This is a genomic window from Sphingomonas flavida (assembly GCF_036663655.1).
Lineage (GTDB): Bacteria > Pseudomonadota > Alphaproteobacteria > Sphingomonadales > Sphingomonadaceae > Sphingomonas.
In genome coordinates, this window is the sequence record NZ_JAXOJH010000018.1 from 1 (window position 1) to 25299 (window position 25299).

Genomic DNA, 25299 nt, shown 5'->3' on the forward strand with positions numbered 1-25299 from the left:
CCTCGGCAACCAGACCCCGATGGAGCGCGCTTTTTCATCAGGGCAGGCATGCCTGCCCTGATGAAAAAGAGAGCCGGTTTTCTCATAAAGACCGGACCTAAGATGGGGTGAGGCTCAAGGGCCGGAAAACTCTCACTCAAGATGGATGAAAAAACAGGGGGGACGTCAGTGCAGAATAAGGTAGCGTTACTGGCCAAGCATTTCTAGCCAATATGGATCGCTGGGCCCAGCTAACTGGAACACCCATTAACACGTGGCAAATTTGGCACCCCTTTGTACTAGTGCCAGGCATCGCCTAGCTACCGGAGGATACTCGCCAGTCAAAGTCGCCCGCGCGTTTTATACACGAGGCATCTTGTCATAGGGTTGCGTCAGACTGAATGCCTACGTTGAGCACGAAATTGGCGAACGCTTGACCATACCCGGATGCGCAATGGCGTTTGCATGAGCCAGGGCACCTCAATCGTGCTTCACCGCAAGCGGATGCCTATGCTAGCAGACGCCCGGTTGACCTACGGTTCAATAGACTGTTGGCGGAGCGATGCCGATTTTAGCGCATCAAATTTAGGCGGCTAGACTGCTACGTGAATGTGCTATGTAGAGCGTCGACTCGGTCCTCAAAAAACGGTGAAAAACTGCGGTTTTTTGGAAATGGTCGGGGAGACAGGATTCGAACCTGCGACATCCTGCTCCCAAAGCAGGCGCGCTACCAGACTGCGCCACTCCCCGACAGGCGGTTGCCCTTAGGGGAAGCAGGGATCGTGGTGCAAGCGCTAAATCCCGAATATGCTACAGGTTGGCTTGTTCTTCGCGCGGCAGCTTTGCGTCCGGAGGGTAGTAGAGGCTGGCGCATTCCTCGCGCAGGCAGCCGCCTTCGATGCTGATGTCGTCGCGATACGCGTCGGCGATGAAGGACAGGGTATCGATGTGACGCGCCTCGAAATACATCGCATGGACGTCCTCGCGCTCGGCCCCGTAGACCACGCGGCCGACCTTCGACCAGATCGCGGCCATCGTGCACATGCCGCAGGGTTGCAGCGTCGAATAAAGCGTGGCGTCGCGAAGTTCGAGTTCCCCCTCCCCTTCGCAGCCGCGCCGGATCGCCATCATTTCGGCATGAGCGGTCGCGTCGGGCAGTTCCTCGGTCTGGTTGCGCTCGGCGGCGATGACCCGACCATTACGGACGATCACCGAGCCGAGCGGCGAGGTCGAGGGATCGGATCCCTTCGACCGGGCGACCGCGATGGCCATGCGCATCCAATGTTCATCTTCCTGGGTCATGCCCAGTCAACGCCGTATCGACGACTTCGGGCCCAACATGTTGAGAAGGTGAGCGCTTTACATTCGGACAAGCCCCCGGCCGATCCCGTCGGCCTCCCGTTCCGGCACCAGGCGGCGCATGATCCTACGCCGATGGAACGGCATCTCTCGGCGCAGGACCCGCGTGCGGCGGCGAGCTATCCGGTCCTGTCCGACCGGTTCGACGCTCCCCGCGCACATCATGGACGTCCACCTAGCGCTGCGCCGCCCCCTTGCGGGCATAATAGTCGCTAAGCACCCCGAAGGCTTCCTTGCGCTGCCCCGTCTCGGAGATCAGGCCCTTGCGGTTCCATCCCTGCTGGAAGTCTGGGTTCTGGCGGCGCGGCGAGCGGAAGTCCTTCAATATCCAGGGCGACATGCCGCGCAAGGTTGGAACACCATCCGCCATACCCAGCGTCGCGCGGTAGTAATCGGCCTGATAATCCTCGGAGAATTTCTGCTTGTTGCCGGGATCGTGAAAGCCTGCCCGCGCATCGGCGCCGAATTCGGAAAAGATCAACGGCTTGTCGGCGGGCACCCGCCATTCGCTGCGCGCCAGATCGGCCAGCCGGTCCTGCGAGTACCAGCCATTATAGGTGTTGATCGCCATGACATCGAGCATGTCGGCCAGCGGGTCGGCCAGCGTCATGACGGGATGGTCGGCCCCCTCCGCCCGCTCGACCAGCAGGGCCGCGCTGACGAGCCGGCTATCATCCAGCCGCCGGACATCGTCGACCAGCGTGCGCAGGAAGACGTTGCGGGCATCGGTCACCGGCGTCTCGTTCGCGACGCTCCATATCGCGATCGCGGCGCGGTTGCGGTCGCGCAGGATATTCTCCGCCAGCATGGTTCGGGCGCGGGCCAGCGTGTCGGGGTTGGACCAGGCGACGCGCCAATAGACGGGCACCTCGCTCCAGACGATCAGGCCGAGTTCGTCGGCCAGCCGCACGGTGACGTCGGAATGCGGATAATGCGCCAGCCGGACGAAATTGCCGTGCAGCCCGTCCTTGATCTCGCCCAGCAATGCGCGTGCCGCCGCGGGTGTAATGGCACGGGTGGGGTCGACGCCCAGTTCCTCCTCGTGCATCGAAATACCGCGCAGGAAGATGGGCTTGCCGTTCAACAGGATGTCCGCCCCGCGACGCTCGACCGTGCGGAAGCCGATCCGGTCGCGCCACTGATCCTCGCCCGATATGATCGTGACGTCGTAGAGCCTGGGCCGATCGGGCGACCAGCGAACGAGCGCGCGCGGTGCCGCCATCGTCGCGCGCCAGTTGCCGCTGGCGTCGGTGGTCCCGGCACGATCCAAACCCAGCTCGGCGATGCGCAGCCGCACCGCGCGGTTCGCCGCCTGCGGCCCGTCGAGATGCACGTCGACCGCCATACGACCATCGCGGGTCAGCCGGACCCAGGCATCGTCGACATAGGTGTCGGGCGTGGCGATCAGGCGGACCGGCCGGGTGATGCCGCCATAATTCTCCCAGTCGGTGACGGGCGGCGGCACGGTCGCCCCGGTCGCCTGGCTGTCGACGCCGACCGTGATCTGGTTTTCACCGTCACGCAGCACCCCGGTCACGTCGAAGGCGAAGGGTGTAAAGCCGCCCTCGTGCCGCCCCACCTGCCTGCCGTTCACATAGACGATGGTCGCATAATTGGCGGCACCGAAGCGCAGGAAATACCGGCCCTTGCGGGCCCCGGGCACGGCGAAGGTCCGCTGATACCACATCAGCCCGTCATAATGGCGAAGCTCGGGCGCATGGGTCAGCCAGGAGGATGGCAGCGACGTCAGCGGCGAATGCGCGAGGTCGAACTCATAGAGGACGCGGCTGTCCTTCGCCATGGCGGCACGGATATCGACATCGCGCCAGCGCTGCTGGCCCGCATCGGGCATGCCGCCGTGAAACCCCGCGATCCCCGATCGAAAAGGGTCGATCGAATAATGCCACGGGCCCGACAGGTCGGTGCCGTCACGCAGATCGGCCGAGGCCAGAACCGGGCCGGGTGATGGTGGCGTTCCCGGCGGCAGCGCCTGTGCCGCAAGCGGCGTCGCCATTACCCCCAGCAGGGCGGCCATCGCCCCGTAACAGCGCTTTGCCATCATCCCGTTCCCCTGTTCGTCGCCGCCCCTTCGAGCGTGCAAGGGCGATCTTATCCCCCGGATCGCAATGCGCACAGCCCGCCGCTCATTATGTTCGACCGGACGCGGCGGCACCGCCCCGACGAACCGGTCCGTGCTTCCCCGTTACTCGGCATAATGGAAGTAATGGAAATCGGCCGGATGGCCGCTGCCGCTCATATCCTGACACGCCATGCCGACGAACGCGCCGGTGAAGTTGGGCAGTCCGGGCAACGTCGCCTCGTCGGACAGGATGCTGGCGTCGAACATGTCCGGCAGCCACGTCCAGTCGCCCTCACCCTGGCGACGGAAGGCGAAGCGCAACACCTCGTGATCGGCCGCCGCGCGGAGCTCGATCGGCCCGGCGGGAAGCGGCAACGGGTTGGAGATCAGGCTCTGCCCCTCCCCGATCGGCAGCACCGACAGAACCTGGACCAACCGCTCGCCCGCGTCGCCCGTCGTGATGTGCAGGAAGTGATATTTGGTGCTGTTGTAATAGCAGACGAGCCCGGCGGCCTGCTGGAAATGCGCGGGTTCGAACTCCACCAGCGTGCGCGCGTCATAGGCGAAGGCGGTCTGGCGGCGGGCGACCAGCGCCTGATCGAAATGGCTGCCGATCGTGTCGCGCCCGAACAGGCGAAGGACACCCGGCCGCTCGGTCAGGCTGAACAGCCGTTCGGGCCGGGGCGTGCGCAGCCATTGAAAGGCGGGCGGCAGGGTCCGGCCGTCGAACATATCCCGTTCATCGACCCGTTCGGCCGGCGCTCCGACCGGAGTCGGCTCGGCACAGCGCAGCCAGCCGTCCGCGCCCCAGGCCATACGCTGGATCGCCGTCTCGCGTCCCATCACACACCGGCCGCTGGCGGGGAGCGGTCGCCCGCACAGATAGGCCATCCAGGTTTCGCCCTCCGGCGTCTCGACCAGATCGCCATGGCCGGTCCGCTGCAACGGCGCGTCGGGGGTATCGCGCGCGGTCAGCACCGGCCCGTCGGGATGCACCTCATAGGGGCCGAACAGATCGCGCGAGCGTGCCATCGTCACGGCATGACCGCGCTCGGTCCCGCCCTCGGCGACCAGCAGGTGATACCAGCCGTCGCGGCGGTACAGATGCGGCCCCTCGGTAAAGCCAAGCGCCGTACCGTCGAAGATGCGCCGCCGCTCGCCCAGCAGGCGGCCGGTGGTCATGTCCATCTCCTGGATGACGATCCCGGCGAAGCGCTTGCGATCCGGGCGGTGATCCCACAGCATGTTGAGCAGCCAGCTGCGTCCGTCCTCGTCATGGAACAGCGCGGGGTCAAAGCCGCTGCTGTTCAAGTGGACGGCATCCGACCATTCGCCGTCGATCCGGTCGCACGACACCCAGTAATTGTGGAAATCGCGCAGCGACGCCCCCTTGGCGCCGTCGACGGTCGTGCGGCCGTAACGCTTCACATCGGTGAAGATCAGGTGGAAGCGCCCGTCCTTGTAGCTGAGGTCCGGCGCCCAGACTCCGCAGCCATCGGGATTGCCCCGCATGTCGAGCTGGTCCGCGCGGTGGAGCGGCCGGGCCACCAGCGTCCAGTTCGCCAGGTCGCGGCTATGGTGGATCTGGACGCCGGGATACCATTCGAAGGTCGAGGTCGCGATGTAATAATCCTCGCCGACGCGCACGATCGAGGGATCGGGGTTGAAGCCCCGCAGGATGGGATTGGTCGGGGTCATGCGGGTTTGCGCACCAGGGTCCAGAGGAGAGCCGCTCCGGCCAGATCGAGCAGGCCGAGAAGGATGAAGAAAGGCTGATAGCCGACCTGATCGACCAGCGAGCCGAGCGTCAGGGTGAAGAGCAGCACGCCCAGATTGGCTGCCGTCCCCGACACCCCGGTCGCGGTCGCCACCTGGTCCTGCGGGAAAAGGTCGGAGCATAGCGTGATGACGGTCACCGACAGCGTCTGGTGCGCAAAACCACCCAGGCAGAGGAGCGCGACCGCGGCAACCGGGCTGTTCACGCTGCCCACGAACATCATCCCGGTCATCAGCACCGCACCCAGCGTAAAGGCACCGCGCCGCGCGTCGATCAGGTTGATCCCGCGCCGCTGGAGGAAGGCGACGACGGCGGGTCCGAACAGGCAGCCGAGGTCGGCGGCGAGGAACGGCAGCCAGGCGAACAGCGCGATTTGGGTCAGGTCGAAATGACGTGCCTGCACCAGATAGAGCGGCATCCAGAGCGACAACATGCCCCATACCGGATCGGCCAGAAACCGCGCCGCCGCGATCGCCCAGAGATTGCGGCGACGCAGCAGCTCGCCCAGCGGCGGACGGCGGCGCTGCCTGGCGAGCGAGGCCTCCTGCCCCTCGACGATCAGCCTATGCTCGCCCTCGGACAAGGCACGGTGACGGCCGGGCGGCGCATACCAGAACAGCCAGGCCACGACCCAGAGCAGCCCCAGGCAGCCCGCCACGAAGAACGCCGCCCGCCAGCTGTGATGGAACACCGCCCAGGCGACGAGCGGCGGCGCGAACACCGCGCCGAACGACGCGCCGATCTGATAGATGCCGCCCGCCAGCCCACGCTCGCGCGCCGGAAACCACTCGGCGACCACCTTCATGCCCGCAGGTTGTGCCGATCCCTCGACCAACCCCAGCGCGCCGCGAAGGCCCGCAAAGCCCAGCCAGCCATTGGCGAAACCATGGCCCAGCGTGATCAGCGACCAGACCGCGACGAACAGCGAGAAACCGATCTTCAGCCCGATCAGGTCGAGCAGATAGCCCGCCACCGGTTGGAACATGATGCCGAACTGGAACGCGCCGGTGATCCAGCTATATTGCTGCGAGCTGATATGCTGTTCGGTCATGATCGCGGGCGCGGCGACGCCCAGGATGCTGCGCGTCAGATAGTTGATGACCATCGCAACCACGAACAGCGCGATGATCGTCCAGCGAATATAGGGAAACCGCTTCACACCCCGCCCTTCAATTCCACGCATCATTCCGGCCCCCATTGACCATGCGCCCCGTGCCGAGGCACGGCATGTCCCGACCATCGGCACGATCCCCATGCCGATCGCGGGACAGGACGATCGTGACGAACAGCCGACGGCGCCCACGCGGTGTCACCATCATCGACGTGGCCAAGGAAGCCGGTGTCTCGCCCATGACCGTCTCGCGCGTCATCAACGGCGATGCCGGTGTGCGCGACGAGGTGCGCGTGCATGTCCGCGCGGTCATCACCCGGCTGAACTACACCCCCAATTTGATGGCGCGCAGCCTGGTGACGTCCAGCGAGATCCGCATCGGCGTGATCTATTCCAACCCCAGTGCCGCATTCATGAGCGAGCTGCTGGTCGGCGTGTTCGAGGAAGCCTCGACCCGCGCGGTGCAGCTGTTCCTGCTGAAGGGCGAACAGGGGCGCCCCCCCACCCGCGAGGCGATCCAGGGCCTGATCGCGCAGCGCATCGCCGGTCTGCTCCTGGCGCCGCCGCTCGGCGAATCCCCCTTCCTGCGCGAGATCGTGCGCGGGGCGGGTCTGCCCGTCGCGGTGGTCGGTGGCGTCGCCCCGGATGCGATCTGCGTCTGGATCGACAATGACCGTGCCGCCTATGACATGACCCGTCACCTGATCGGCCTGGGCCATCGTCGCATCGGCTTCGTCCACGGCAATCCCGACCAGTCGGCCAGTATCGCGCGCCTGGCGGGTTTTCGCCGTGCGGTCGCCGAGCAGGACGGACTGGAGACGCGGATCGTGCAGGGCGACTTCAGCTATGCCTCGGGCCTGACCGCGGGCGAGGCACTGCTGAACGGCGAGCGGCCGCCGACCGCCATCTTCGCCAGCAACGACGACATGGCCGCCGCGATCGTCTCGGTCGCGCATCGGCGGCATCTGGACGTGCCGGGCGACCTGACCGTGGTGGGCTTCGACGACAGCACGGCGGCGACGACGCTCTGGCCGCCGCTCACCACCATCCACCAGCCGGTCCGCGCGCTGGCGACCGAGGCGTTGCAAAGGCTGATCCAAGAAATCCGTGGCGGCGCGCCGAAGGTCGATGGCGAGCCGCGCATCACGGTGCTGGAGCATCAGCTGGTCGAACGGCAATCCACCGCCCCACCACGCTCGTAAACCTGTACCTCTCCTGCAAGGGGAGGTGGCAGGGCGCAGCCCTGACGGAGGGGTGTCGTCCTCTCGACAGCGGGACACCCCTCCACCATGCTGCGCATGATCCCCAGTGGCAGGAATGAGGGGACAGCAAATGACGAAAAGACCCACCTCCCCCTACCGTGCCGCCGCCGTCACGCCGGCTTCGGTCTGGACCACCGGCTTCATCGTCCCGTCGGGATTGTAATAGAGCCGCTCGACCGTCACCGCGCGCCGTCCGATCGCGCCGCTCTGGTCGCCGATCGCCAGGTTCGCATTGTGCAGGAACAGGTAGGACTTGCCCTTGAACTCGGCGATGCCGGGATGGATGGTGAAGCTGTACTTGCCCGAGCCCGTCAGCAGCCCGCGATAGGTCCAGGGCCCCTTCAACGACGGCGCGGTGGCATAGGAGATATGCTCGTCGCGCTGCGTCGTCCGGTCGAGCGAGGCATAGGTCAGGTAATAGAGCTTGCCCCGCTTGTGCAGCCAGGGCCCCTCCTCGAAATGCGGCGGCGTGATCTCGGTGATCGGGCCATCGATCTCGATCATGTTCGGCTTCAGCTTGGCGATATAGCATTGCCGGTTGCCCCATGCGATCCAGGTCGTGCCGTCGTCATCGGTCAGCACGGTCGGGTCGATATCCTCCCAGCTATGCGTGCCCTTGGGCGTCATCTCGTTGGTGATCAGCGCGGAGCCCTTGGCATCGACGAACGGGCCGGTCGGCTTGTCCGAGACGGCGACCGCGATCGCCTTGCCCGGATGGGTATCGTCATGCTCGACCGCGGCGTAGAACCAGTATTTGCCGTTCTTGCGGACGACCTGGCTGGCCCACGCGTCCTTCTTGGCCCATTTGAAGTCCTTTACGTTCATGATGGGCCCGTGCGGGGTCCAGTGGCGCATGTCGTTGGTGGAATAGACCAGCCATTCCTTCATGTTGAACATCTCGTCGCGCTGCGCCTCGTCATGCCCGACATAGAGGTACAGCCGGTCGCCCACGACCAGGGGCGCGGGGTCCGCGGTGAAGCGGTCGCGGATGATCGGGTTTGAGCCTGGGGTGGCGGGCGGCGTATCCGCCGCCGCCGTCCCCATCAGCACCGCCAGCAACAGGGGTGCCATCATCCGCGACTTCTTCATGTCATCCCCTCTTAAAAGCTGAACCGGACGCCGACCCGGAACACCCGGCCGAGCACGTCATACAACGCCGGGTTGACGAAATAGGGCGACCGGGCCGGGTCGCGATTGAACACATTGTCGACCTTGAAATAGGCGGTGGCCGCCTTGTTCAGGTTATACGTGCCGCCAATGTCGAAATAGAAGGCGCCGGGGATGAAATTATTGTCGATCGTCGGCCGGTTGGCGGTCGAGGCGGGGCAGCCGGTCGTGCACTGGATATACTGATTGCCCAGCTTGCCGTCGCTGAACCAGCGCTCCTGGAGCAGCAGCGACCAGTCGTCGGTGGCATAGGTCTGCACCGCTAGCCACTTCCACTTCGGCGTATTGCCGATGTTCACGCCCGCCGTGTCGTTCGGGATCGTGTTCGGCAGGCCGGTATCGGTGATGAAGCGCCGGATATTGGTCGCCAGCGCGCGCAGCGTCAGGCTGCCCGGCAGGCCCATCGGACTGCGCCAGCGATAGCTCGCCTCGATATCGAAGCCGTCGGTCAGGATCGACGCCAGGTTGAATGACTGGACGTTGATGAAGTTCGGCCCGTTCGGATTGTTCAGGTTGAACACGCCGCACGTCTCCGGCGCGACGTTCAGATAGCACAGGTTGACGATATCCTGTGCGCCCAGGCTGGAGATCACGTCGGTGATCTTGATCTTGTAATAGTCGACCGACAGGCTGAGGCCCGGGATCGCCTGGGAGTTGGAGAAGGCGATGCCCAGCGTCGTGTTGCGCGCGATTTCGGGCGTCAGGTTGACGTTGCCGATGGTGTTCTGGAGCGCCAGCACGTTGACGTTGCGGAACGGGTCGAAAAAGCCCGGCAGCGTCGTCGTGACGGGGGCTGCGAACAGTTCCGACAGGTTGGGCGCGCGAACGTCGCGCGAGGTCACGCCACGGATGCGCAGGCCGTCGACCGGCAGGTCCCAGGTGCCGCCGACCTTCCACGCCCAGACGGTGCCCGAGGTGCTGTAGTCGGTGACGCGCACCGCGCCGTTGATATTGGCCCGGCCGCCCGCATCCGAATTGATGATCGGCAAGTTCGCTTCGACAAAGGCTTCCTTGACGCTATAGGCGCCCGACCCGTTCTTGTAGTTGCCCGCATACCAGTTGTTGCCCGCATCCAGCAGCGCGGGGTCCGCCGGATAGGCGGCATTGGCCGGGGTGTTGGCGAAGCCCGCGCCGTACGGATCGGCGCGCACGCGGTAGAATTCGTGGCGGAACTCGCCGCCGAACGCGATCGACACCGGCCCTGCCCAGGACGAGAAGGGCGAGCCCGAGAAGTTCAGGCTGATGACGTCCTGAGTCTGGCGCGTCCGCTGGTACGGGCCCGCCTGCGGCATGATGTAGTTGAGCGCGGCGGCGGAAGGGTTGCCGCCGAAGATGTTGAGCGGCTGGCACCCATTGGCGCGCGCGGTGGCATCGGCGCAGACGATCGCGCCGTTCAGCGTCGTCGCGTTGATCGCCTGGTTGAAGCGACGCGACAACATGATGTTGCTGACGTCGACATCGGTATAGTTGGTCCCGTGCTCGTAATACATGTCGTACGACCAGTCGGACCCGAGCACCGCCTCACGCCCCTTGGCGCCCGCGACGAAGCGGAACTGGCGGCGATCGGTATAGACCTGGCTGTTGCCCAGCGCAGCGTTGCTGGTGCCGTACTGGAAATTGGTGATGCCAGCCGTCGTGCAAGCCGCCTTGACCAGCGCGGGGACGTACGGATTGGCGCACTGGATGGTCAGGTTGGGGCGGTTCTGCCCGCCGACCGGCTGGTTGTTGGTCTTCACCTGGCCGATATTGATCGTGCCATAGATCTCGCCATTGGGCGCGAAGTCATAGCCGATCCGGCCATAGCTGTTCACCCGCTGTATCTTCGACTGGAGCGAGCGTCCGGCATCGACATTGCCCGACAGGTCGCCGCCCTGGCAGAAGCCGGGCAGACAACCGCGGACATTGCCCGCCGCGTCGCGTGCCGGCACGCCGTTCGAGCCGTACTGGAACTGGAACGGATTGCCCGACTGGTCGAAGGCGGTGCCCTGAAGCGGCCCGGCGGTGATCAGGCCGTATTTGGTGTAGTTGTAGGACTGGGCAAAGTCGCGGAACAGATATTGCGGCGCTCCGTCATTCAGCACGTTGCGGTTGATCAACGTCGACTGGCGGAACCAGTCGCGCCCGCCCGCCAGGCCGATGCCGAAGTCGCCACCGCCGACACCGTCCTCATGCGCATATTCGGTGCTGGCGATGACGTGCAGCGTGTCGTTCAGCAGGCTGGTACCCCCGGCCAGCTGGACCAGCACCTGACCATCGTCGTCATAGGTGGTCAGGCCGCCCTGGACATTGCCCTTGATCCCCTTGAACCGGGTATCGGTGATGAAGTTGACCACACCGCCGACCGCGTCCGAGCCATAGGAGGCCGAGGCACCGCCGTTGACCACATCGACGCGCTTGATCAGTAGCTGCGGGAACAGGCTGATGTCGGGAACGCCGGTCACGTTCGCACCGACGACGCGCTGTCCGTCAAGCAGCGTCAGGGTGCGGATCGCGCCGACGCCACGCAGCGAAAACGAACTGAGCCCCTGCTGCCCGCTCGAGGTGCTGAAGGTGTTCGTCGCGGTGCCGGTCGAACCCTGGAGCGAGGGAAGCTGGGCGACGGTGGTGAAGATGTTGGGCTGTGCGTTGGCGGCGATCTGTTCCTCGCCGATCACCGTCGTCGGGGTCGGCGCGGTGAAGCCGCCGGTGGTGATGCGCGATCCGGTCACGATGATGTCACGCGCCGCACCGTCATCGACCTGATCGGCCGCCGCCGCGGGGGCGGCGGTCACGTTCTGGCCATTGGCTGGAGTGGCAGGGTCGGCCTGAACGGCCTCGTTGGGCGGAACCTGCGCCCAGGCCGGCGTGGCGGCGATTCCACCGGCCAGCACCATCAGGCTGACGGCGCCCAGGACGCGGCAGCGCGAACGCCGGGCGTGCATACCCTTCATCATCATGATCCTCATCCCCTTGATTCTTGTTTTCTGGTAACGTTACCAGCTTCATTTCCTGTTTCGGGACGGGTGTCAATGTCTGAAAATGACACAGCCGGTCGACGCAGCCGGAGGTGACGCCGAAATGCAACATGTTGATATTGCGCCCCGCCTCTTCCTTCTCCCGTGGCCACGAGAGAGGGTCAGCCGAGCCTGCCATGCTTTCTGGCTAGCGCAGCTTGGGCGAGGCTAACCCGGCCCCAACCAAGCCCCATCGACATTCATTCAATTCCTCCCCTGCAAGGAGAGGTGGCAGGCCGAAGGCCTGACGGAGGGGTGTCCACGGTTGGAACGTGCGGCAAGACCCGCAACCGCCATCCTCCCCTTTCAGGGCAGGAATGACGAAGGCGCTAAGGAATCTCGATCACGCCTTGGCGCACACCGCGCAGCGTCCGCGAACCTCGATCACCGGGCGTTCGGGGCTGAACCCTGCCCCGCGTGCGGCGTCGCGGACCGCGTTGGTCAGCCGATCGTCGTCGATATGCGTGGTCTGTCCGCATCCGTCGCACACCAGGAAGATACAGTCGTGCATACAATCGGGATGCGCATTGGCGACATAGGCGTTGGCGCTCTCCACCCGTCGCGCCAGATTGGCACCGACGAACAGGTCGAGGATGCGATAGACGCTGTTGGCGGCGACCCGGCGGCCCTGCGCCTTCGACATGACATCGGCGATATCATAGGCAGAGGCAGGCTTGTCGAACCCGGCCAGCGCGTCGAACACGCTGGCGCGCATGGCGGTCCATTGTTCGCCCGCGCGCTCCAGCGTGGTCTTGGCCGCGTGGGCGAGATCCGCCCCTTGGGGCTCCTGATGAGTATGAGCATGGGCCATTCCAATGATCTAGGCGGTGGCGCATCCTGCGGCAAGGTCCGGCTGGCGGGGCATTCGGTCCACTATCGCGCGCGGGCGCGACATCCTATGTTCGCGCACATGCTGCAACCGAGCCCTGCCTTCATGGTCACCGCCCGTCCCCGTGCCGTTGCCCGCTGGCTGTTCATGGTCGCCGGGCTGATCGTCGCCATGGTCGTGGTCGGCGGGATCACCCGCCTGACGAACAGCGGCTTGTCGATCACCGAATGGAAGCCGATCACCGGCATCGTACCGCCCCTGACCGGCGCGCAGTGGCAAGCCGAGTTCGCCAATTACAAGCGCATTCCCGAATATTGGACCTTCAACCGCGACATGACGTTGGCCGGGTTCAAGGCGATCTTCTTCTGGGAATATCTCCACCGGGTGCTCGGCCGGGTGATCGGCATGGCCTTTGCCCTGCCGCTGATCTGGTTCTGGGCGAGGAAGGCCATTCCGGTCGGCTACAAGCCGCGCCTCGTCGCGCTGCTCGCGCTGGGCGGGATGCAGGGCGCGATCGGATGGTGGATGGTCGCCTCGGGCCTCGTCGAGCGGACCGATGTCAGCCATATCCGGCTGACCGTCCACCTCTTGACCGCGCTGTTCATCCTGGCGGGCATCGTCTGGACCGCGCTGGACCTGAGCGCGCTGGAGCGCAACCGCCTGTCGGCCCCTGCCCGGCCGACCTGGATCGGCGGCGCGACCGTGCTGGCCCTGTTCGTCCAGCTGATGTTCGGCGCGCTGACCGCCGGGCTCGACGCGGGCTATGCCTTTTCCAGCTGGCCGCTGATGGGCGATGCCTGGTTCCCGGCGGGCACGCCGATGATGTCGCCCGGCATCGCCAACGTCTTCGACAATCCCGTCGTGGTGCAGTTCATCCACCGCTGGTTCGCCTTTGCCGCGGCGGGGCTGCTGATATGGATGGCGGCGCGCACGATCAAGCGCGGCGGCCTGCGTGCGGGGTGGCTGGTGATCATGCTGGTCGTCGTCCAGATCGGCCTGGGCATCGCCACCTTGTTGTCGGGGGTGCAGATCGACATCGCGGTCGCGCACCAGGCCAATGCCGCGCTGCTCCTGATCGCCGCCACGGCCTGCGCACACCGGCTCGGCACCCCTCGCCAAACCGCCAAGGTATTATAATACCCGTCAGCAAACCCGCGCTTTGCTTGACAATTCGGGGGCATTCCAGCATTGGGCCCTCGTTCGCGCCGTCCGATCCAACGGGCGGCGTGTTGCATTTCAAACCGAAAGGTCTCACGCCCATGAAGGCGCTCATGAAGACCACCAAGTCGGCCAAGCCGCACGAAGTGGAAAAGAAGTGGCATATCGTCGATGCCGATGGTCTGGTCGTCGGTCGTGCCGCCACCATCATCGCGAACATCCTGCGCGGTAAGCACAAGACGTCGTTCACCCCGCACGTCGATTGCGGTGACAATGTCATCGTCATCAACGCGGACAAGGTTCGCTTCACCGGCAACAAGCTGGGCCAGAAGGTGTACTACAAGCACACCGGTTACGCTGGTGGTATCAAGGGCATCACCGCCGCCAAGGTCCTGGAAGGCCGCTTCCCGGAGCGCGTCCTGGAAAAGGCCGTCGAGCGTATGATCCCGCGTGGTCCGCTGGGTCGTGAGCAGATGCGCAACCTGCGTATCTTCGCCGGCACCGAGCATCCGCACGCCGCGCAGAACCCCGAAGTCCTCGACATCGCGTCGATGAACCGCAAGAACAAGGTGGGCGCATAATGTCCGATAACCGCCAGTCGCTCGCCGATCTGGGCGCCACGCTGAACCAGCAGGCCGCCGTCGCCACCGCGCAGCCGACCGCCGAGGGCGAAGCCCCCGCCGCTCCCGTCGAGCGCGTCAGCACCACCCCGCTGCGTCAGCAGGAACTGGACAAGTTCGGCCGCGCCTATGCCACCGGCCGTCGCAAGGACGCCGTGGCTCGCGTCTGGCTGAAGCCGGGTTCGGGCAAGATCACGATCAACGGTCGTGACCAGGAAGTCTATTTCGCGCGTCCGACGCTGCGTCTCGTCATCAACCAGGTGTTCGGCATCACCGAGCGCGAAGGTCAGTATGACGTGATCTGCACCGTCAAGGGCGGCGGTCTGTCGGGCCAGGCCGGTGCGGTCAAGCACGGCATCAGCCAGGCGCTGACCAAGTTCGAGCCGGTTCTGCGCGCTCCGGTCAAGGCCGCTGGCTTCCTGACCCGCGACAGCCGTACCGTCGAGCGTAAGAAGTATGGCCGCGCCAAGGCGCGTCGCAGCTTCCAGTTCTCGAAGCGCTAAGACGCGGGCGGCCTTGGATGGTGCGAACCATCGGGGGCAAGCCACGAAGCACGAAGGGGCGGTCCGGCAACGGGCCGCCCTTTTCGTTTGGGCGCAAATGTCATTCCTTCGTCAGCATGGCCTCACGGAAACCCATCGATACTGACCGCCGCACCAACGGGGGAAGTCGGATGCGACGGACGATGATCGGCCTGATCCTGGCAGGCGGTTTTGTGGCGAGCAGCCCCGGCAAGGCCCGCGACGCGCCTGCGAGGCACCCGGTCGCGCCGCAGGGCGAAACGCATATCACCGTCGGGACCGTCGCCATCGACCTGACCACCAGGGTCGCCACGCCCGCCGAGAACGCGCCGAACCGCGCGACGCGCTGCACCGGCGGTTGGACGGCCTGTTCGCTGGTCGATGCGCTGTCAATTCGGGTCCACGGCAAGCGCGTGCCAATACCCGACCGGCTGCCCCTGCTCCTCGCCGATGTCTCGACGGCCGGTGTCATCCGCATCGCACCCGAACGATATCGACTGACCCTGTCGGGTGGCGATGCCGCCGCCGGATATGAGGCTCGCATATATTTCGATCGGCACATGGTCTACCATATGGAAATCTGGTCGGGCGAGATGCACGTGCTTGAGCAGGTGACCGTCTATCACGACATGGCGGGCAAAATCCCCGCCGGTTGATGGCGTATTCGTCGCGCAGGTGCACTTCGCGAATGCAGCATGACGGGGTATGGGCCCATCATGACGAACCCCTTGTGGATCCCCGCCACCATTGCAGCCGCGACATTTCAGGTCGGTCGCAACGCCCTGCAGCGCGGCGTCATGTCGTCGTCCGGACCATGGGGTGCGACGCTGGTCCGGTTCCTGTTCGGCCTGCCCTTCTCGATCCTGTTCGTCACGCTGGCCCATTTCGTCATGCCCGGCGCCGATCTCCACTGGAGTGGGGCGTTCTGGCTTTCGGCGGTCGTCGGGGCCACTGCGCAGGTGCTGGCGACGGCCGCCTTGCTCGATGCCATGCGCCGCTCGGGATTTGCCGTCGGCACCGCGCTCCAGCAAAGCTCGCTGCCATTGGCGGCGCTGCTTGGCCTGATCGTCTATCATGACCGGATCAGCGGCGTGGCCTGGGTCGGCGTCGGTATCACCACCATCGGTCTGGTCGCCCTCTCTTGGCCCCCGGCCGATCAACGCCGCGCCTCGTTGATCGGGGCGGCGATGGGGCTGGCCTCGGGGCTGTTCTTCGGTTTTTCGCTCAATGCCTTTCGCCATGCCGCCCTGGCGCTCGATCCCGCCCATCCCGTCTTCGCCGCGCTGGTTTGCGTCGCCGTCGTTCAGGCGATGCAGACTGCCGCACTGGGCCTGATCCTGGCCTGGCGCGACCCGGCGACTTTGGTCGAGGTCGTGCGCCGCTGGCGCCCCTCGCTGGGGGCTGGCTTGTGCGGCGCCTGCGCCTCGGCGGGCTGGTTCATCGCCCTGGCCCTGTCACCCGCCGCCCCGGTGCGCGCCCTGGGCATCATCGAGGCGCCGATCGCCGCGATGGCCGGGCACCGGCTGTTCCGCGAGACGCTGGGTCTGCGCCAGATCCTGTCGGGGATCGCGATCGTCGGCGGGGTTCTGCTGACGACGCTTTTCTAGGTCGCCCACGCACGTTTAGACGAAACGTCATGCAGTGTTCACCGCACGATCACGCGAGACCCGGCATCGTTTCCGACGGTCTGTTATCCGAAAGGGGATGCCGGTGGCCTGCGACATTCGGTCCTTGGGGCCCCTGACCCGATACATGACGGCCGCCGGGGTGGCACTGGTCTGGCTCTGCGCCGCGGCACCCGCCCCCCTGGACCTGTCTCGCGCCTTCGGACTGCCCCCCGGCTGGGAGTTGCTGAGCCAACAGGGGCCGCCGACCGAAGATGCAGGCGGCAATCCCGCGCCCGGCCAACTGCACCTTTGTATCACGTCCGATGGCGGCAGGAACTGCCGCCCCGCGCTGGACGACCTGCTGCACCTGGCGGGCACCAGCAGCGCGTTCGATACCATCCATTATCTTGAGGCGGCGCGGATCGTCCGCGCAGCGCCCGACCGCCCGCTATTATGGATGCAGGTCGCGAGCTTGCATGGCGGCAATGGCGATCAGCTCGTGGGCCGGGCAGCGCTACGCTATGACCGGGCCAGCCAGCGTTTCGTTCCCGTCTATCGGCGCGTCACCGGCCGCAACAACAATCAGGACGTCCGCTTCATCACCGCTGGCAAGCTGCGCGGCGCGATCGTCTCGGCCGAACCGACACGGGATGCGCCTTTTGGCTTCTGGATCACCGTCGATCGGCCGGGACCGGGGGGTCGTTACACGCCCGTGCTGCGCTATCGCAGCGTCACGCGCTATGGCGACGGCAATGACCTGCCGGTGATCGATTCCGACATGCCCGAGATGCTTCGCCGTCTGAAGCTTTGGTGGCCGGGGGAAGCGATCCCCCTGCCCGACCAGCCCTGTCCCCGACCGCATTTGATCAACAAGGCGCTGTGGTGCACCCCGCCGGAACAAGTCACGCGGTCATAAGCGGACGATATCGGTCGCGATCCGTTCGGCTTCGTCGGGGTCGTGGGTGACCATCAGGATCGGGATGCCGGTCGTATCGCGCACGGCAACCAGCGCCTCCAGGATCTCGCCACGCCGCGCCCGGTCCAGCGACGATAAGGGCTCGTCCAGCAGCAGCACGCGCGGGTCGCTGAGCAGCGCGCGGCCGATCGCCACCCGGCGTGCCTCGCCCCCTGACAAACCGCGCGGCCAGCGATCGAGCAGATGGCCGATACCCAGCATCGCGATGACGCCGTCCCAGTCACCACCGCCACGCACCATCCCGTAACGGAGATTGGCCGCGACCCGCATATGCGGAAAGAGGCGTGGCTCCTGAAAGACATAACCTAGACGGCGATCCTCGGGCTTCTGATCCGTCCCGGTCGCAGCGTCGAACAGCGTCTCGCCGCCCACGCGAACATGCCCGGTCTCCGGCCTTAAAAGCCCGGCAACCATCTGCAATATGCTGGTCTTGCCGACGCCGGACGGGCCGAACAGGATCGTCGCGCCGGGACCGGTCGTAAAGCGCGCCGCGATCCGGCTGTCGCCACGCCGCACCGCCACATCGACGTCAAAGGACATGCAGCCCCCGACCCATGCGGCGCGCCAGCCATTCGGATGCGATCAGCGCGATCAGCGACAACACCACCGACACGCTGGCCAACCGCCAGACCATATCCTCGCCGCCCGGCCGCTGGAGCGCGGAATAGATGGCGAGCGGAAGGGTCGCCGTCTCGCCGGGCACGTTGGAGACGAAGGTGATGGTCGCACCGAACTCGCCGATCGACCGCGCAAAGCCCAGCACCAGCCCGGCCAATATGCCGGGTGCGCAAAGCGGCAGGGTGATGGTGGCGAACACCCGCATCCGCCCCGCGCCCAGCGTCCGGGCGGCCTGTTCCAGCCGGGGATCGACCGCCTCGATCGACAGGCGGATGGCGCGGACGACGAGCGGCAGCGCCATCACCGCCGCCGCGATCGCCGCGCCGGTCCAGCGGAACAGCACGCTGACCCCGAACCACTCCGCCAGCCAGCGGCCGACCGGCCCCTCCGGCCCGAAGGCCAGCAGCAAGACCCAGCCGGTGACGACCGGCGGCACGACCAGCGGCAGGTGGACGATGCCGTCGAGCAGCACCCGCCCCGGAAACCGGCCGCGCGCCAATGCCCAGGCAAGCACGAAGGCGACAGGCAAGGTCACGAGCATCGCCGTGCCGCCGACCAGCAGCGACAGGCGAACGATCCCCCACTCCTCGGCCGACAGGATCACGACCTCATCGCGTCGCGAAACCGTAACGGCGGAAGATCGCCTTGCCTTCACCCGACAGCAGGAAGCGGCGGAACCCCTCCCCTTCAGGATTGGTCGAGGCCTTTAGCCGGGCCAGCGGATAGGTGATCGGCGGATGGCTGGCGGCCGGAAACAGGCCCGCCACCCGGACCCGCGACGAGGCATTGGCGTCGGTGGCGTAGACGATGCCGTAGGGGGCCGCCCCCCGCTCGACGAGGGCGAGCGCCGCGCGCACATTCTCGGCGCGCACGACATGCGCTGCGACCATCGGCCAGGCGCCCAGCTTTTCGAGTGCCGCCTTGCCGTACTTACCTGCGGGGACGCTGTCGGTATCGGCCATGGCGAGCGGCCCGGCGGAGAGCGTCTTGCCCAATGTGCGCGTCGTCACCTGCCCGCCCTTGCCCGCAGGCGCGATCACGACCAGGCGGTTGCCCAGAAAGGCGCTGCGGGTACGGTCTGCCAGCAGGCCGTCCTTTTGCAGGACGTCCATCCATTCTTCGTCCGCCGAAGCGAAGAGGTCCGCCTTGCCGCCCGCCTGCACCTGCCGCGCCAGCGCCGAGGAAGCCGCGAAGGAGATGACGGGGCGCGGATGCCCCTTCTTCGCCCAGGCATCGGCGGCGGCGGTCATCGATTCCTGAAGGCTGGCGGCGGCGAGGACCAGCGGGGCACGATCCTGGGCCATGGCGGGCGTCGACAAGCCGAGTGCGCCGACCAGCGCGACAAACCGAAACCCCTTCATCGACATCCCCCTTTTCGCCCTGATGGCGTCAGACGGCTGTAACGCGCAAGGAACGATTTTATCCCGTTGATCTCCACCGAAATTGCTCACCTGCAAGGGGAGGTGGCAGGCCGTCAGGCCTGACGGAGGGGTATCACCCTATCGAGAACGGGACACCCCTCCACCATGCTGCGCATGGTCCCCCTCCCCTTGCAGGGGAGGAACAGATGGCCTTACGCCTCGTCGCCCATGCGGAGCGCGGCGATAAAGGCTTCCTGCGGGATGCTGACCGAGCCATACTCGCGCATCTTGGCCTTACCCTTTTTCTGCTTTTCCAGCAGCTTGCGCTTACGCGTTGCGTCACCGCCGTAACATTTGGCGGTCACGTCCTTGCGCATCGCGCTGATCGTCTCGCGTGCGATCACCTTGCCGCCGATCGCCGCCTGGATCGGGATCTTGAACAGGTGGCGTGGGATCAGTTCCTTCAGCCGCTCGCACATGCCACGCCCGCGCGTCTCGGCGGTGCCGCGGTGCACGATCATCGACAGCGCGTCGACCGGCTCCTCGTTGACCAGGATCGACATCTTCACGAGGTCGCCCTCGCGATAGCCGATCTGGTGATAGTCGAAGCTGGCATAACCCTTCGACAGCGACTTCAACCGGTCGTAGAAGTCGAACACCACTTCGTTGAGCGGCAGTTCATAGGTCGCCTGCGCGCGCCCGCCGACATAGGTCAGGTTCTTCTGGATACCGCGCCGGTCCTGGCACAGCTTCAGGATCGAACCCAGATATTCGTCGGGGACATAGATGGTCGCCTCGATCCACGGCTCGCTGATCGACGCGATCTTGTTGGGATCGGGCATGTCGGCCGGGTTGTGCAGGTCGAGTTGTCCGCCGTCATGGCTCAGCTCGATCTGATAGACCACCGACGGCGCGGTGGTGATCAGGTCTAGGTCGTACTCGCGGGTCAGCCGTTCCTGGATGATCTCCAGATGCAGCAGCCCCAGGAAGCCGCAGCGGAAGCCGAAGCCCAATGCGGCCGAGGTTTCCATCTCGAAGCTGAACGAGGCGTCGTTCAACCGCAGCTTGCTGATCGACTCGCGCAGCTTTTCGAAATCGTTGGCGTCGACCGGGAACAGGCCGCAAAACACGACCGGCTGAACTTCCTTGAAGCCCGGCAGCGCCTGCTCGGTCGGCTTCTTGGCATCGGTCAGCGTGTCGCCGACGCGCGCCTGCGCCACGTCCTTGATCTGTGCGGTGATGAAACCGATCTCGCCCACGCCCAGCTCGGTCAACTGCTCGATCTTCGGGCGGAAACAGCCGACCCGGTCGATCAGGTGGGTGGTGCCCGCCTGCATGAACTTGATCTGCTGCCCCTTTTTCAGGGTGCCTTCCATCACGCGGACCAGGATGACGACGCCCAGATAGGGGTCGTACCAGCTGTCGACCAGCATCGCCTTCAACGGCGCGGCCGCGTCGCCCTTGGGCGCGGGGATGTTCTTGACGATCGCTTCCAGGATGTCGCCGATGCCGATGCCCGACTTGGCGCTGGCCAGCACCGCGCCCGATGCGTCGATGCCGATCACATCCTCGATCTCGGCACGGACCTTTTCGGGTTCGGCGGCGGGAAGGTCGATCTTGTTGATGACCGGCACGATCTCATGGTCATGCTCAATCGACTGATAGACATTGGCCAGCGTCTGCGCCTCGACGCCCTGCGCCGCGTCGACGACAAGGAGCGCGCCCTCGCACGCCGCCAGCGACCGGCTGACCTCATAGGCGAAGTCGACATGGCCCGGCGTGTCCATCAGGTTCAGCGTGTACGTCTCGCCGTCCTGCGCCTTGTACGCCAGGCGCACGGTCTGCGCCTTGATGGTGATGCCGCGTTCCTTCTCGATCTCCATGTTGTCGAGAACCTGTTCGCTCATTTCACGGTCCGTCAGGCCACCGGTGAACTGGATCAGGCGATCGGCGAGCGTCGACTTGCCATGGTCGATATGCGCGATGATGGAAAAGTTGCGGATCTTGTCGAGCGGCGTGGACACGGGGGGAAGGGTTTCCTGAAAAGCTATTCGATCACGCCACTAGCAAAGATGCGGGCGGATGCCAAAGTGCTCTAGCGCGGCGATGCAATTTGCATAGCGACTTTCGCCCTGCCCCTCGATCAGCGCGTACGGGACACCGCGCCGATCCAGTTCGGCGCGCGACAGATCGAAGAAGCGTTGGCGCTCCACCCGCGTCCCGAACAACCGGGTGCCGTCCTCCACCCAGGGCAGGTCGGGGGCGAACAACAGATAGGCGTCGGACAGCCGGTTCCACTCGCCAAACCACGGGTCACGTGCCCCAAGCAGCATGTCGGCCCAGACGGCGGTCATCAGCGGATCGGTATCGGTGACGACCGGCCACGGCCCGCTGGCCAGCGCCTCGGCCAGCCGCGCGTCATGCCCCTGCCCGATCGCCACCAGATCGGCCATGGTAAAGTCGGTCCCATGCGCCTCGGCATAGTCACGGCCACATTCGCCCAGATACCGCCCGCCAAGTGCCTGTGCCAGGCGCGGGCCGACGGTCGACTTGCCGGTGCTTTCGGGCCCGTGCAGGCAGATGCTCGTCACGCCCGCACCCGCCACTCGCGATACCCCCATAGCGACAGCCCCAGGAAGATGACGTAGAGAATGGCGGTCAGCGTCAGCCCCTTCACAGCATAAAGCGCGATCGACGATATATCGACCGCGATCCACAGCAACCAGTTCTCCAACCGCCGCCGCGCCAGCAGGATCTGCGCGGCGATGCTCGCCGCCGCATTGGCGGCATCCCAATAGGGCATGGCGGCATCGGTCATCATCGCCATGGCCGTTCCCCAGAGCAAAGCCGCTACCGCGATCCCCGCCGCCCATGCCAGCCGGGCTTGGCCGGATAACGTCCCGACCCGCACCGCGCCCTCGCGCGCCAGACTGCGGCGCCAGACGATCCAGCCATAAAGGTTGATCGCGAAGAAAAAGACCTGAAGCCCGGCGTCGCTGTACAAACGCTCGCGCGCGAACAGCAGCCCGTAGAGCGACACCATCACCAGTGCGACGGGGTAGTTCCACAGGCTGCGCCGCACGACCAGCGTGACATTGGCAACGCCCAGGACGAAGGCGACGATTTCCAGCCAGCTCATGCGCGGCGTTCAGGACGAATGCGTCGCGCCGGTCAAGCGCCCGCCGCTGCACCGCCCGCGATCCGCACGTCCCGGTAGCGCGGGTTGAGCAGGTGGAAGACCAGCAGCGCGACCAGATAGGCCATGCCACAGGCGATGAAGAAGGGTTGATAGCTCCCCACCCGGTCGAGCAGGACGCCCAGCGCCTTGGACGCGATGAAGCCGCCCACCGCGCCCGAAAAGCCGCCCAGCCCGATCAGCGTCCCTTGCGCATAACGCGGAAACTGGTCGCCCGGCAGCGCGAAGAGGTTGGTCGAGAAGCCCTGATGCGCGGCACAGGCCAGGCCGATCATCGCCACCGCGATCCAGATGCTGCTGGCCTGCGCGGCGAACATCACCGGCAGGGCGAACAGCGCGCAGGCGAACATCGCCCGCTTGCGCGCGCGGCCGGTCTGCATCCCGCGCTTCAACAGGCGCGAGGAGTACCAGCCCCCGACGATCGCCCCGACATCGGCCATGATATAGATGGCGACCAGCGGCGGCCCGAAGCTCTTGAGGTCATAGCCATAGCGGCTGTGGAAGAAATCGGGCAGCCAGAACAGGAAGGTCCACCAGACCGGGTCGATCAGGAACCGCCCGGTCATGTAGGACCAGGATTCGCGGTGCCGCATCACCTTCAGGAAACCGGCGCGACCCGCCGTCTCGGCCGGTTCGACCTCGATCCAGGCGCGCTCCTCGGGCGTGATGCGCGGATGGGTGTGCGGGGGATGATAGAGCCGCCACCAGGCGGTCAGCCAGACCAGGTTGAACAGGCCGGTGATGATGAACGCCCAGCGCCAGTCGAGCACCAGATCGGCGATCAGGAACCCGACCAACAGCGGCGTGACGACCGCGCCGACATTGGCCCCGGCGTTGAAGATGCCGATCGCCAGCGCCCGCTCCTTGCGGGGAAACCACTGCGACGCGGCGGCCAGCGCCGACGGGAACGTCCCCGCCTCGCCAAAGGCCAGCGGAATGCGGGCGAGCGCGAACCCGGTGGTCGAGGTGACGAGCGTCTGGGCGAAATGCCCGACCGTCCAGGCCCCCATCGCCAGCAGATACCCCGCGCGCGGCCCGATCCGGTCGATCAGCCAGCCGAACAGCAGGAAACCCAGGCCATAGGCGACCTGGAAATAGCCGGTGATGTCGCCATAACCGCTATTGGTCCAGCCATAGAGCGCCGACAGTTGCGGCTTCAGCACCCCCAGCACCAGCCGGTCGATATAGCTGAGCACGACCGCCGCGAACAGCAGCGCGCAGATCAACCAACGCACCCGCCCACGCGGCGGCGCGACCGCCTGGGCCGCCGTATCAGGCGCGGTCGCGGCGGCGTCGTCCAGGTCGCTCATCTCGCCAGCTCCGCCCATGTCACCAGCTCCACAGGGTGCCGTCCTCAAGCCGGTTCACCGGCAGATAGGCGCGCTTATAGGGGTATGTGCCAGCCAGTTTCTCGTCGATGTCGACGCCCAGGCCGGGGGCATCGCCGGGGTGCATCATGCCCTCGTCGAACCGGTAATGATGCGGGAAGACGGCGTCGGTCTCCTCGGTGTGCGGCATATGTTCCTGGATGCCGAAATTGGGGACGGACAGGCCGAAATGCAGCGCCGCCGCCATCGTCACCGGCGACAGGTCGGTCGCTCCGTGGCAACCCGTTCGCACCTGATACAGATCGGCCAGCCCCGCGATCCGCCGCAAATGGGTCAGTCCACCCGCATGGACGACCGTGGCGCGGATATAGTCGATCAGCCGGTTCTCGATCAGATGCTTGGTATCCCAGATCGAGTTGAAAATCTCGCCGACGGCCAGCGGTGTCGTCGTATGCTGGCGGATCAGGCGGAACGCCTCCTGGTCCTCGGCGGGGGTCGCATCTTCGATCCAATAGGGGCGATAGGGCTCGAGATCCTTGCCCAGCCGCGCCGCCTCGATCGGGGTCAGGCGGTGATGCACGTCATGCAGCAGATGCACGTCCCAGCCCAGCGCCTCGCGCGCGGCTGCGAACAGCTCGGGCACGACGCGCAGATATTTCTCGGTCGACCAGACGCTCTCGGTCGGCAGTTCGCCGTCCGCGGGCTCGTAGCGCTGGCCCGCCTTGGCGACGCCGTACGTGGAGGCAAGGCCCGGCACCCCGCATTGCAGGCGGATCGCACGATAGCCCTCGTCACGGTACGCGATCGCGGTTGCGATCGTGTCGGCGATGCTCGTGCCGTTGGCATGACAATAGACCAGGCACCCCTCGCGCGAGGCACCGCCCAGCAACTGATAGACGGGCAGCCCGGCAATCTTGCCCTTGATATCCCACAGCGCCATGTCGACTGCCGCGATCGCGGTCATCGTCACCGGCCCGCGCCGCCAATAGGCGCCCTTGTACAGATATTGCCAGATATCCTCGATCCGGTGCGCGTCGCGCCCGATCAGGCAGGGGATGACGTGATCCTGCAAATAGCTGGCGACCGACAGTTCGCGGCCGTTCAGCGTCGCATCGCCGATGCCGGTGGTGCCGTCGTCGCATTCGATCTTCAACGTGACGAAATTGCGTCCCGGCGACGTGACGATCAGGCGGGCGGCAACGATCTTGGGCATGAGGCGTCCTTCAGGCGAATGCGGGCACGACAGACGGAAGGCCGCACGAAACGGCATGGCGAGACATGATATGCCTGCGGGTCATGACGGCCCCTCCTGTTAGACAGCCGATCGAACCCGACTTGCCAATTGGTCTGATAGCGG

22 protein-coding genes and 1 tRNA gene are annotated in these 25299 nt (G+C 65.7%); 7 read left to right on the forward strand and 16 right to left on the reverse strand.

Annotation, left to right across the window (positions count from 1 at the left end; all coding sequences use genetic code 11):
• Nucleotides 1-652: 652 nt before the first annotated feature.
• The 5 genes from U1703_RS16055 to U1703_RS16075 all read right to left on the reverse strand — a co-directional run bounded on the left by U1703_RS16055 (nucleotide 653) and on the right by U1703_RS16075 (nucleotide 6381).
• Nucleotides 653-729 (reverse strand) — tRNA-Pro (locus U1703_RS16055).
• Nucleotides 730-789: 60 nt separating this feature from the next.
• Nucleotides 790-1281 carry a nucleoside deaminase gene (locus U1703_RS16060; RefSeq protein WP_320453747.1) on the reverse strand — a complete coding sequence of 164 codons (492 nt, stop codon included), beginning with the start codon at nucleotides 1279-1281 and terminating at the stop codon, nucleotides 790-792.
• Nucleotides 1282-1513: 232 nt separating this feature from the next.
• Nucleotides 1514-3397 carry a glycoside hydrolase family 2 protein gene (locus U1703_RS16065; protein ID WP_332786497.1) on the reverse strand — a complete coding sequence of 628 codons (1884 nt, stop codon included), beginning with the start codon at nucleotides 3395-3397 and terminating at the stop codon, nucleotides 1514-1516.
• A 144-nt stretch (nucleotides 3398-3541) separates the two neighbouring features.
• Nucleotides 3542-5116, reverse strand: coding sequence for a glycoside hydrolase family 43 protein (locus U1703_RS16070; protein WP_332786498.1), 1575 nt, complete (start codon nucleotides 5114-5116; stop codon nucleotides 3542-3544).
• Nucleotides 5113-6381, reverse strand: a complete 1269-nt coding sequence (locus U1703_RS16075) for an MFS transporter (RefSeq protein ID WP_332786499.1) — start codon at nucleotides 6379-6381, stop codon at nucleotides 5113-5115. The genes U1703_RS16070 and U1703_RS16075 overlap by 4 nt, the downstream gene beginning before the upstream one ends.
• A gap of 92 nt (nucleotides 6382-6473) precedes the next feature.
• Between U1703_RS16075 and U1703_RS16080 the strand changes: the two genes are divergently transcribed.
• Nucleotides 6474-7508: a LacI family DNA-binding transcriptional regulator gene (locus tag U1703_RS16080; protein WP_332786500.1), complete on the forward strand. Its 1035-nt coding sequence runs from the start codon at nucleotides 6474-6476 to the stop codon at nucleotides 7506-7508.
• A 153-nt stretch (nucleotides 7509-7661) separates the two neighbouring features.
• Here the strand turns inward: U1703_RS16080 and U1703_RS16085 are convergent, their stop codons facing one another.
• The 3 genes from U1703_RS16085 to U1703_RS16095 all read right to left on the reverse strand — a co-directional run bounded on the left by U1703_RS16085 (nucleotide 7662) and on the right by U1703_RS16095 (nucleotide 12539).
• Nucleotides 7662-8657, reverse strand: coding sequence for a glycoside hydrolase family 43 protein (locus U1703_RS16085; protein WP_332786501.1), 996 nt, complete (start codon nucleotides 8655-8657; stop codon nucleotides 7662-7664).
• Nucleotides 8658-8668: 11 nt separating this feature from the next.
• A complete protein-coding gene (locus U1703_RS16090; RefSeq protein WP_332786502.1) occupies nucleotides 8669-11665 on the reverse strand; it encodes a TonB-dependent receptor plug domain-containing protein in 2997 nt (998 codons plus the stop codon).
• A 406-nt stretch (nucleotides 11666-12071) separates the two neighbouring features.
• Nucleotides 12072-12539 carry a Fur family transcriptional regulator gene (locus U1703_RS16095; protein ID WP_320453753.1) on the reverse strand — a complete coding sequence of 156 codons (468 nt, stop codon included), beginning with the start codon at nucleotides 12537-12539 and terminating at the stop codon, nucleotides 12072-12074.
• Between the two features lie 99 nt (nucleotides 12540-12638).
• Between U1703_RS16095 and U1703_RS16100 the strand changes: the two genes are divergently transcribed.
• The 6 genes from U1703_RS16100 to U1703_RS16125 all read left to right on the forward strand — a co-directional run bounded on the left by U1703_RS16100 (nucleotide 12639) and on the right by U1703_RS16125 (nucleotide 17379).
• Entirely contained in the window at nucleotides 12639-13694 is a 1056-nt protein-coding gene (locus U1703_RS16100; protein ID WP_443025827.1) for a COX15/CtaA family protein, read from the forward strand.
• Between the two features lie 122 nt (nucleotides 13695-13816).
• Nucleotides 13817-14296: a 50S ribosomal protein L13 gene (rplM, locus tag U1703_RS16105; RefSeq protein WP_320453754.1), complete on the forward strand. Its 480-nt coding sequence runs from the start codon at nucleotides 13817-13819 to the stop codon at nucleotides 14294-14296.
• A complete protein-coding gene (gene rpsI / locus U1703_RS16110) occupies nucleotides 14296-14838 on the forward strand; it encodes a 30S ribosomal protein S9 (RefSeq protein WP_320453755.1) in 543 nt (180 codons plus the stop codon). Before rplM ends, rpsI begins: the two co-directional genes overlap by 1 nt.
• A 170-nt stretch (nucleotides 14839-15008) precedes the next feature.
• A complete protein-coding gene (locus U1703_RS16115; RefSeq protein ID WP_332786503.1) occupies nucleotides 15009-15512 on the forward strand; it encodes a hypothetical protein in 504 nt (167 codons plus the stop codon).
• Nucleotides 15513-15572: 60 nt separating this feature from the next.
• Nucleotides 15573-16463 (forward strand): DMT family transporter, encoded by an 891-nt coding sequence (locus tag U1703_RS16120; RefSeq protein ID WP_332786504.1) that lies wholly within the window; start codon nucleotides 15573-15575, stop codon nucleotides 16461-16463.
• A gap of 145 nt (nucleotides 16464-16608) precedes the next feature.
• Nucleotides 16609-17379, forward strand: coding sequence for a hypothetical protein (locus U1703_RS16125; protein ID WP_332786505.1), 771 nt, complete (start codon nucleotides 16609-16611; stop codon nucleotides 17377-17379).
• Here the strand turns inward: U1703_RS16125 and U1703_RS16130 are convergent.
• From U1703_RS16130 to manD, 8 genes are all read right to left on the reverse strand, one after another.
• Complete coding sequence (locus U1703_RS16130; RefSeq protein WP_332786506.1) at nucleotides 17374-17979, reverse strand: ATP-binding cassette domain-containing protein; 606 nt, start codon at nucleotides 17977-17979, stop codon at nucleotides 17374-17376. The genes U1703_RS16125 and U1703_RS16130 overlap by 6 nt on opposite strands.
• Nucleotides 17969-18658, reverse strand: coding sequence for a molybdate ABC transporter permease subunit (modB, locus tag U1703_RS16135; RefSeq protein WP_332786529.1), 690 nt, complete (start codon nucleotides 18656-18658; stop codon nucleotides 17969-17971). Before modB ends, U1703_RS16130 begins: the two co-directional genes overlap by 11 nt.
• 7 nt (nucleotides 18659-18665) lie before the next feature.
• The gene (modA, locus tag U1703_RS16140; protein ID WP_443025826.1) at nucleotides 18666-19424 is read right to left on the reverse strand and encodes a molybdate ABC transporter substrate-binding protein; all 759 of its coding nucleotides are present in this window, start codon (nucleotides 19422-19424) and stop codon (nucleotides 18666-18668) included.
• 206 nt (nucleotides 19425-19630) lie between these two features.
• Nucleotides 19631-21442 carry a translation elongation factor 4 gene (gene lepA, locus U1703_RS16145; RefSeq protein ID WP_320453761.1) on the reverse strand — a complete coding sequence of 604 codons (1812 nt, stop codon included), beginning with the start codon at nucleotides 21440-21442 and terminating at the stop codon, nucleotides 19631-19633.
• A 39-nt stretch (nucleotides 21443-21481) separates the two neighbouring features.
• A complete protein-coding gene (locus tag U1703_RS16150; RefSeq protein ID WP_332786508.1) occupies nucleotides 21482-22039 on the reverse strand; it encodes an AAA family ATPase in 558 nt (185 codons plus the stop codon).
• The gene (gene pnuC / locus U1703_RS16155; protein WP_332786509.1) at nucleotides 22006-22557 is read right to left on the reverse strand and encodes a nicotinamide riboside transporter PnuC; all 552 of its coding nucleotides are present in this window, start codon (nucleotides 22555-22557) and stop codon (nucleotides 22006-22008) included. Before pnuC ends, U1703_RS16150 begins: the two co-directional genes overlap by 34 nt.
• A gap of 32 nt (nucleotides 22558-22589) precedes the next feature.
• A complete protein-coding gene (locus tag U1703_RS16160; RefSeq protein ID WP_332786510.1) occupies nucleotides 22590-23924 on the reverse strand; it encodes an MFS transporter in 1335 nt (444 codons plus the stop codon).
• 19 nt (nucleotides 23925-23943) lie between these two features.
• Nucleotides 23944-25155, reverse strand: a complete 1212-nt coding sequence (gene manD, locus U1703_RS16165) for a D-mannonate dehydratase ManD (RefSeq protein WP_332786511.1) — start codon at nucleotides 25153-25155, stop codon at nucleotides 23944-23946.
• Nucleotides 25156-25299: the final 144 nt, after the last annotated feature.

What these genes read in the sequence shown, in the direction of transcription:
- U1703_RS16060 (WP_320453747.1), bottom strand. Translation starts at nt 1,281, where the DNA reads ATGACCCAGGAAGATGAACATTGGATGCGCATGGCCATCGCGGTCGCC.
- U1703_RS16065 (WP_332786497.1), bottom strand. Translation starts at nt 3,397, where the DNA reads ATGGCAAAGCGCTGTTACGGGGCGATGGCCGCCCTGCTGGGGGTAATG.
- U1703_RS16070 (WP_332786498.1), bottom strand. Translation starts at nt 5,116, where the DNA reads ATGACCCCGACCAATCCCATCCTGCGGGGCTTCAACCCCGATCCCTCG.
- U1703_RS16075 (WP_332786499.1), bottom strand. Translation starts at nt 6,381, where the DNA reads ATGATGCGTGGAATTGAAGGGCGGGGTGTGAAGCGGTTTCCCTATATT.
- U1703_RS16085 (WP_332786501.1), bottom strand. Translation starts at nt 8,657, where the DNA reads ATGAAGAAGTCGCGGATGATGGCACCCCTGTTGCTGGCGGTGCTGATG.
- U1703_RS16090 (WP_332786502.1), bottom strand. Translation starts at nt 11,665, where the DNA reads ATGAAGGGTATGCACGCCCGGCGTTCGCGCTGCCGCGTCCTGGGCGCC.
- U1703_RS16095 (WP_320453753.1), bottom strand. Translation starts at nt 12,539, where the DNA reads ATGGCCCATGCTCATACTCATCAGGAGCCCCAAGGGGCGGATCTCGCC.
- U1703_RS16100 (WP_443025827.1), top strand. Translation starts at nt 12,639, where the DNA reads ATGCTGCAACCGAGCCCTGCCTTCATGGTCACCGCCCGTCCCCGTGCC.
- rplM (WP_320453754.1), top strand. Translation starts at nt 13,817, where the DNA reads ATGAAGGCGCTCATGAAGACCACCAAGTCGGCCAAGCCGCACGAAGTG.
- rpsI (WP_320453755.1), top strand. Translation starts at nt 14,296, where the DNA reads ATGTCCGATAACCGCCAGTCGCTCGCCGATCTGGGCGCCACGCTGAAC.
- U1703_RS16115 (WP_332786503.1), top strand. Translation starts at nt 15,009, where the DNA reads ATGCGACGGACGATGATCGGCCTGATCCTGGCAGGCGGTTTTGTGGCG.
- U1703_RS16120 (WP_332786504.1), top strand. Translation starts at nt 15,573, where the DNA reads ATGACGAACCCCTTGTGGATCCCCGCCACCATTGCAGCCGCGACATTT.
- U1703_RS16125 (WP_332786505.1), top strand. Translation starts at nt 16,609, where the DNA reads ATGACGGCCGCCGGGGTGGCACTGGTCTGGCTCTGCGCCGCGGCACCC.
- U1703_RS16130 (WP_332786506.1), bottom strand. Translation starts at nt 17,979, where the DNA reads ATGTCCTTTGACGTCGATGTGGCGGTGCGGCGTGGCGACAGCCGGATC.
- modA (WP_443025826.1), bottom strand. Translation starts at nt 19,424, where the DNA reads ATGTCGATGAAGGGGTTTCGGTTTGTCGCGCTGGTCGGCGCACTCGGC.
- U1703_RS16150 (WP_332786508.1), bottom strand. Translation starts at nt 22,039, where the DNA reads ATGGGGGTATCGCGAGTGGCGGGTGCGGGCGTGACGAGCATCTGCCTG.
- pnuC (WP_332786509.1), bottom strand. Translation starts at nt 22,557, where the DNA reads ATGAGCTGGCTGGAAATCGTCGCCTTCGTCCTGGGCGTTGCCAATGTC.
- U1703_RS16160 (WP_332786510.1), bottom strand. Translation starts at nt 23,924, where the DNA reads ATGAGCGACCTGGACGACGCCGCCGCGACCGCGCCTGATACGGCGGCC.
- manD (WP_332786511.1), bottom strand. Translation starts at nt 25,155, where the DNA reads ATGCCCAAGATCGTTGCCGCCCGCCTGATCGTCACGTCGCCGGGACGC.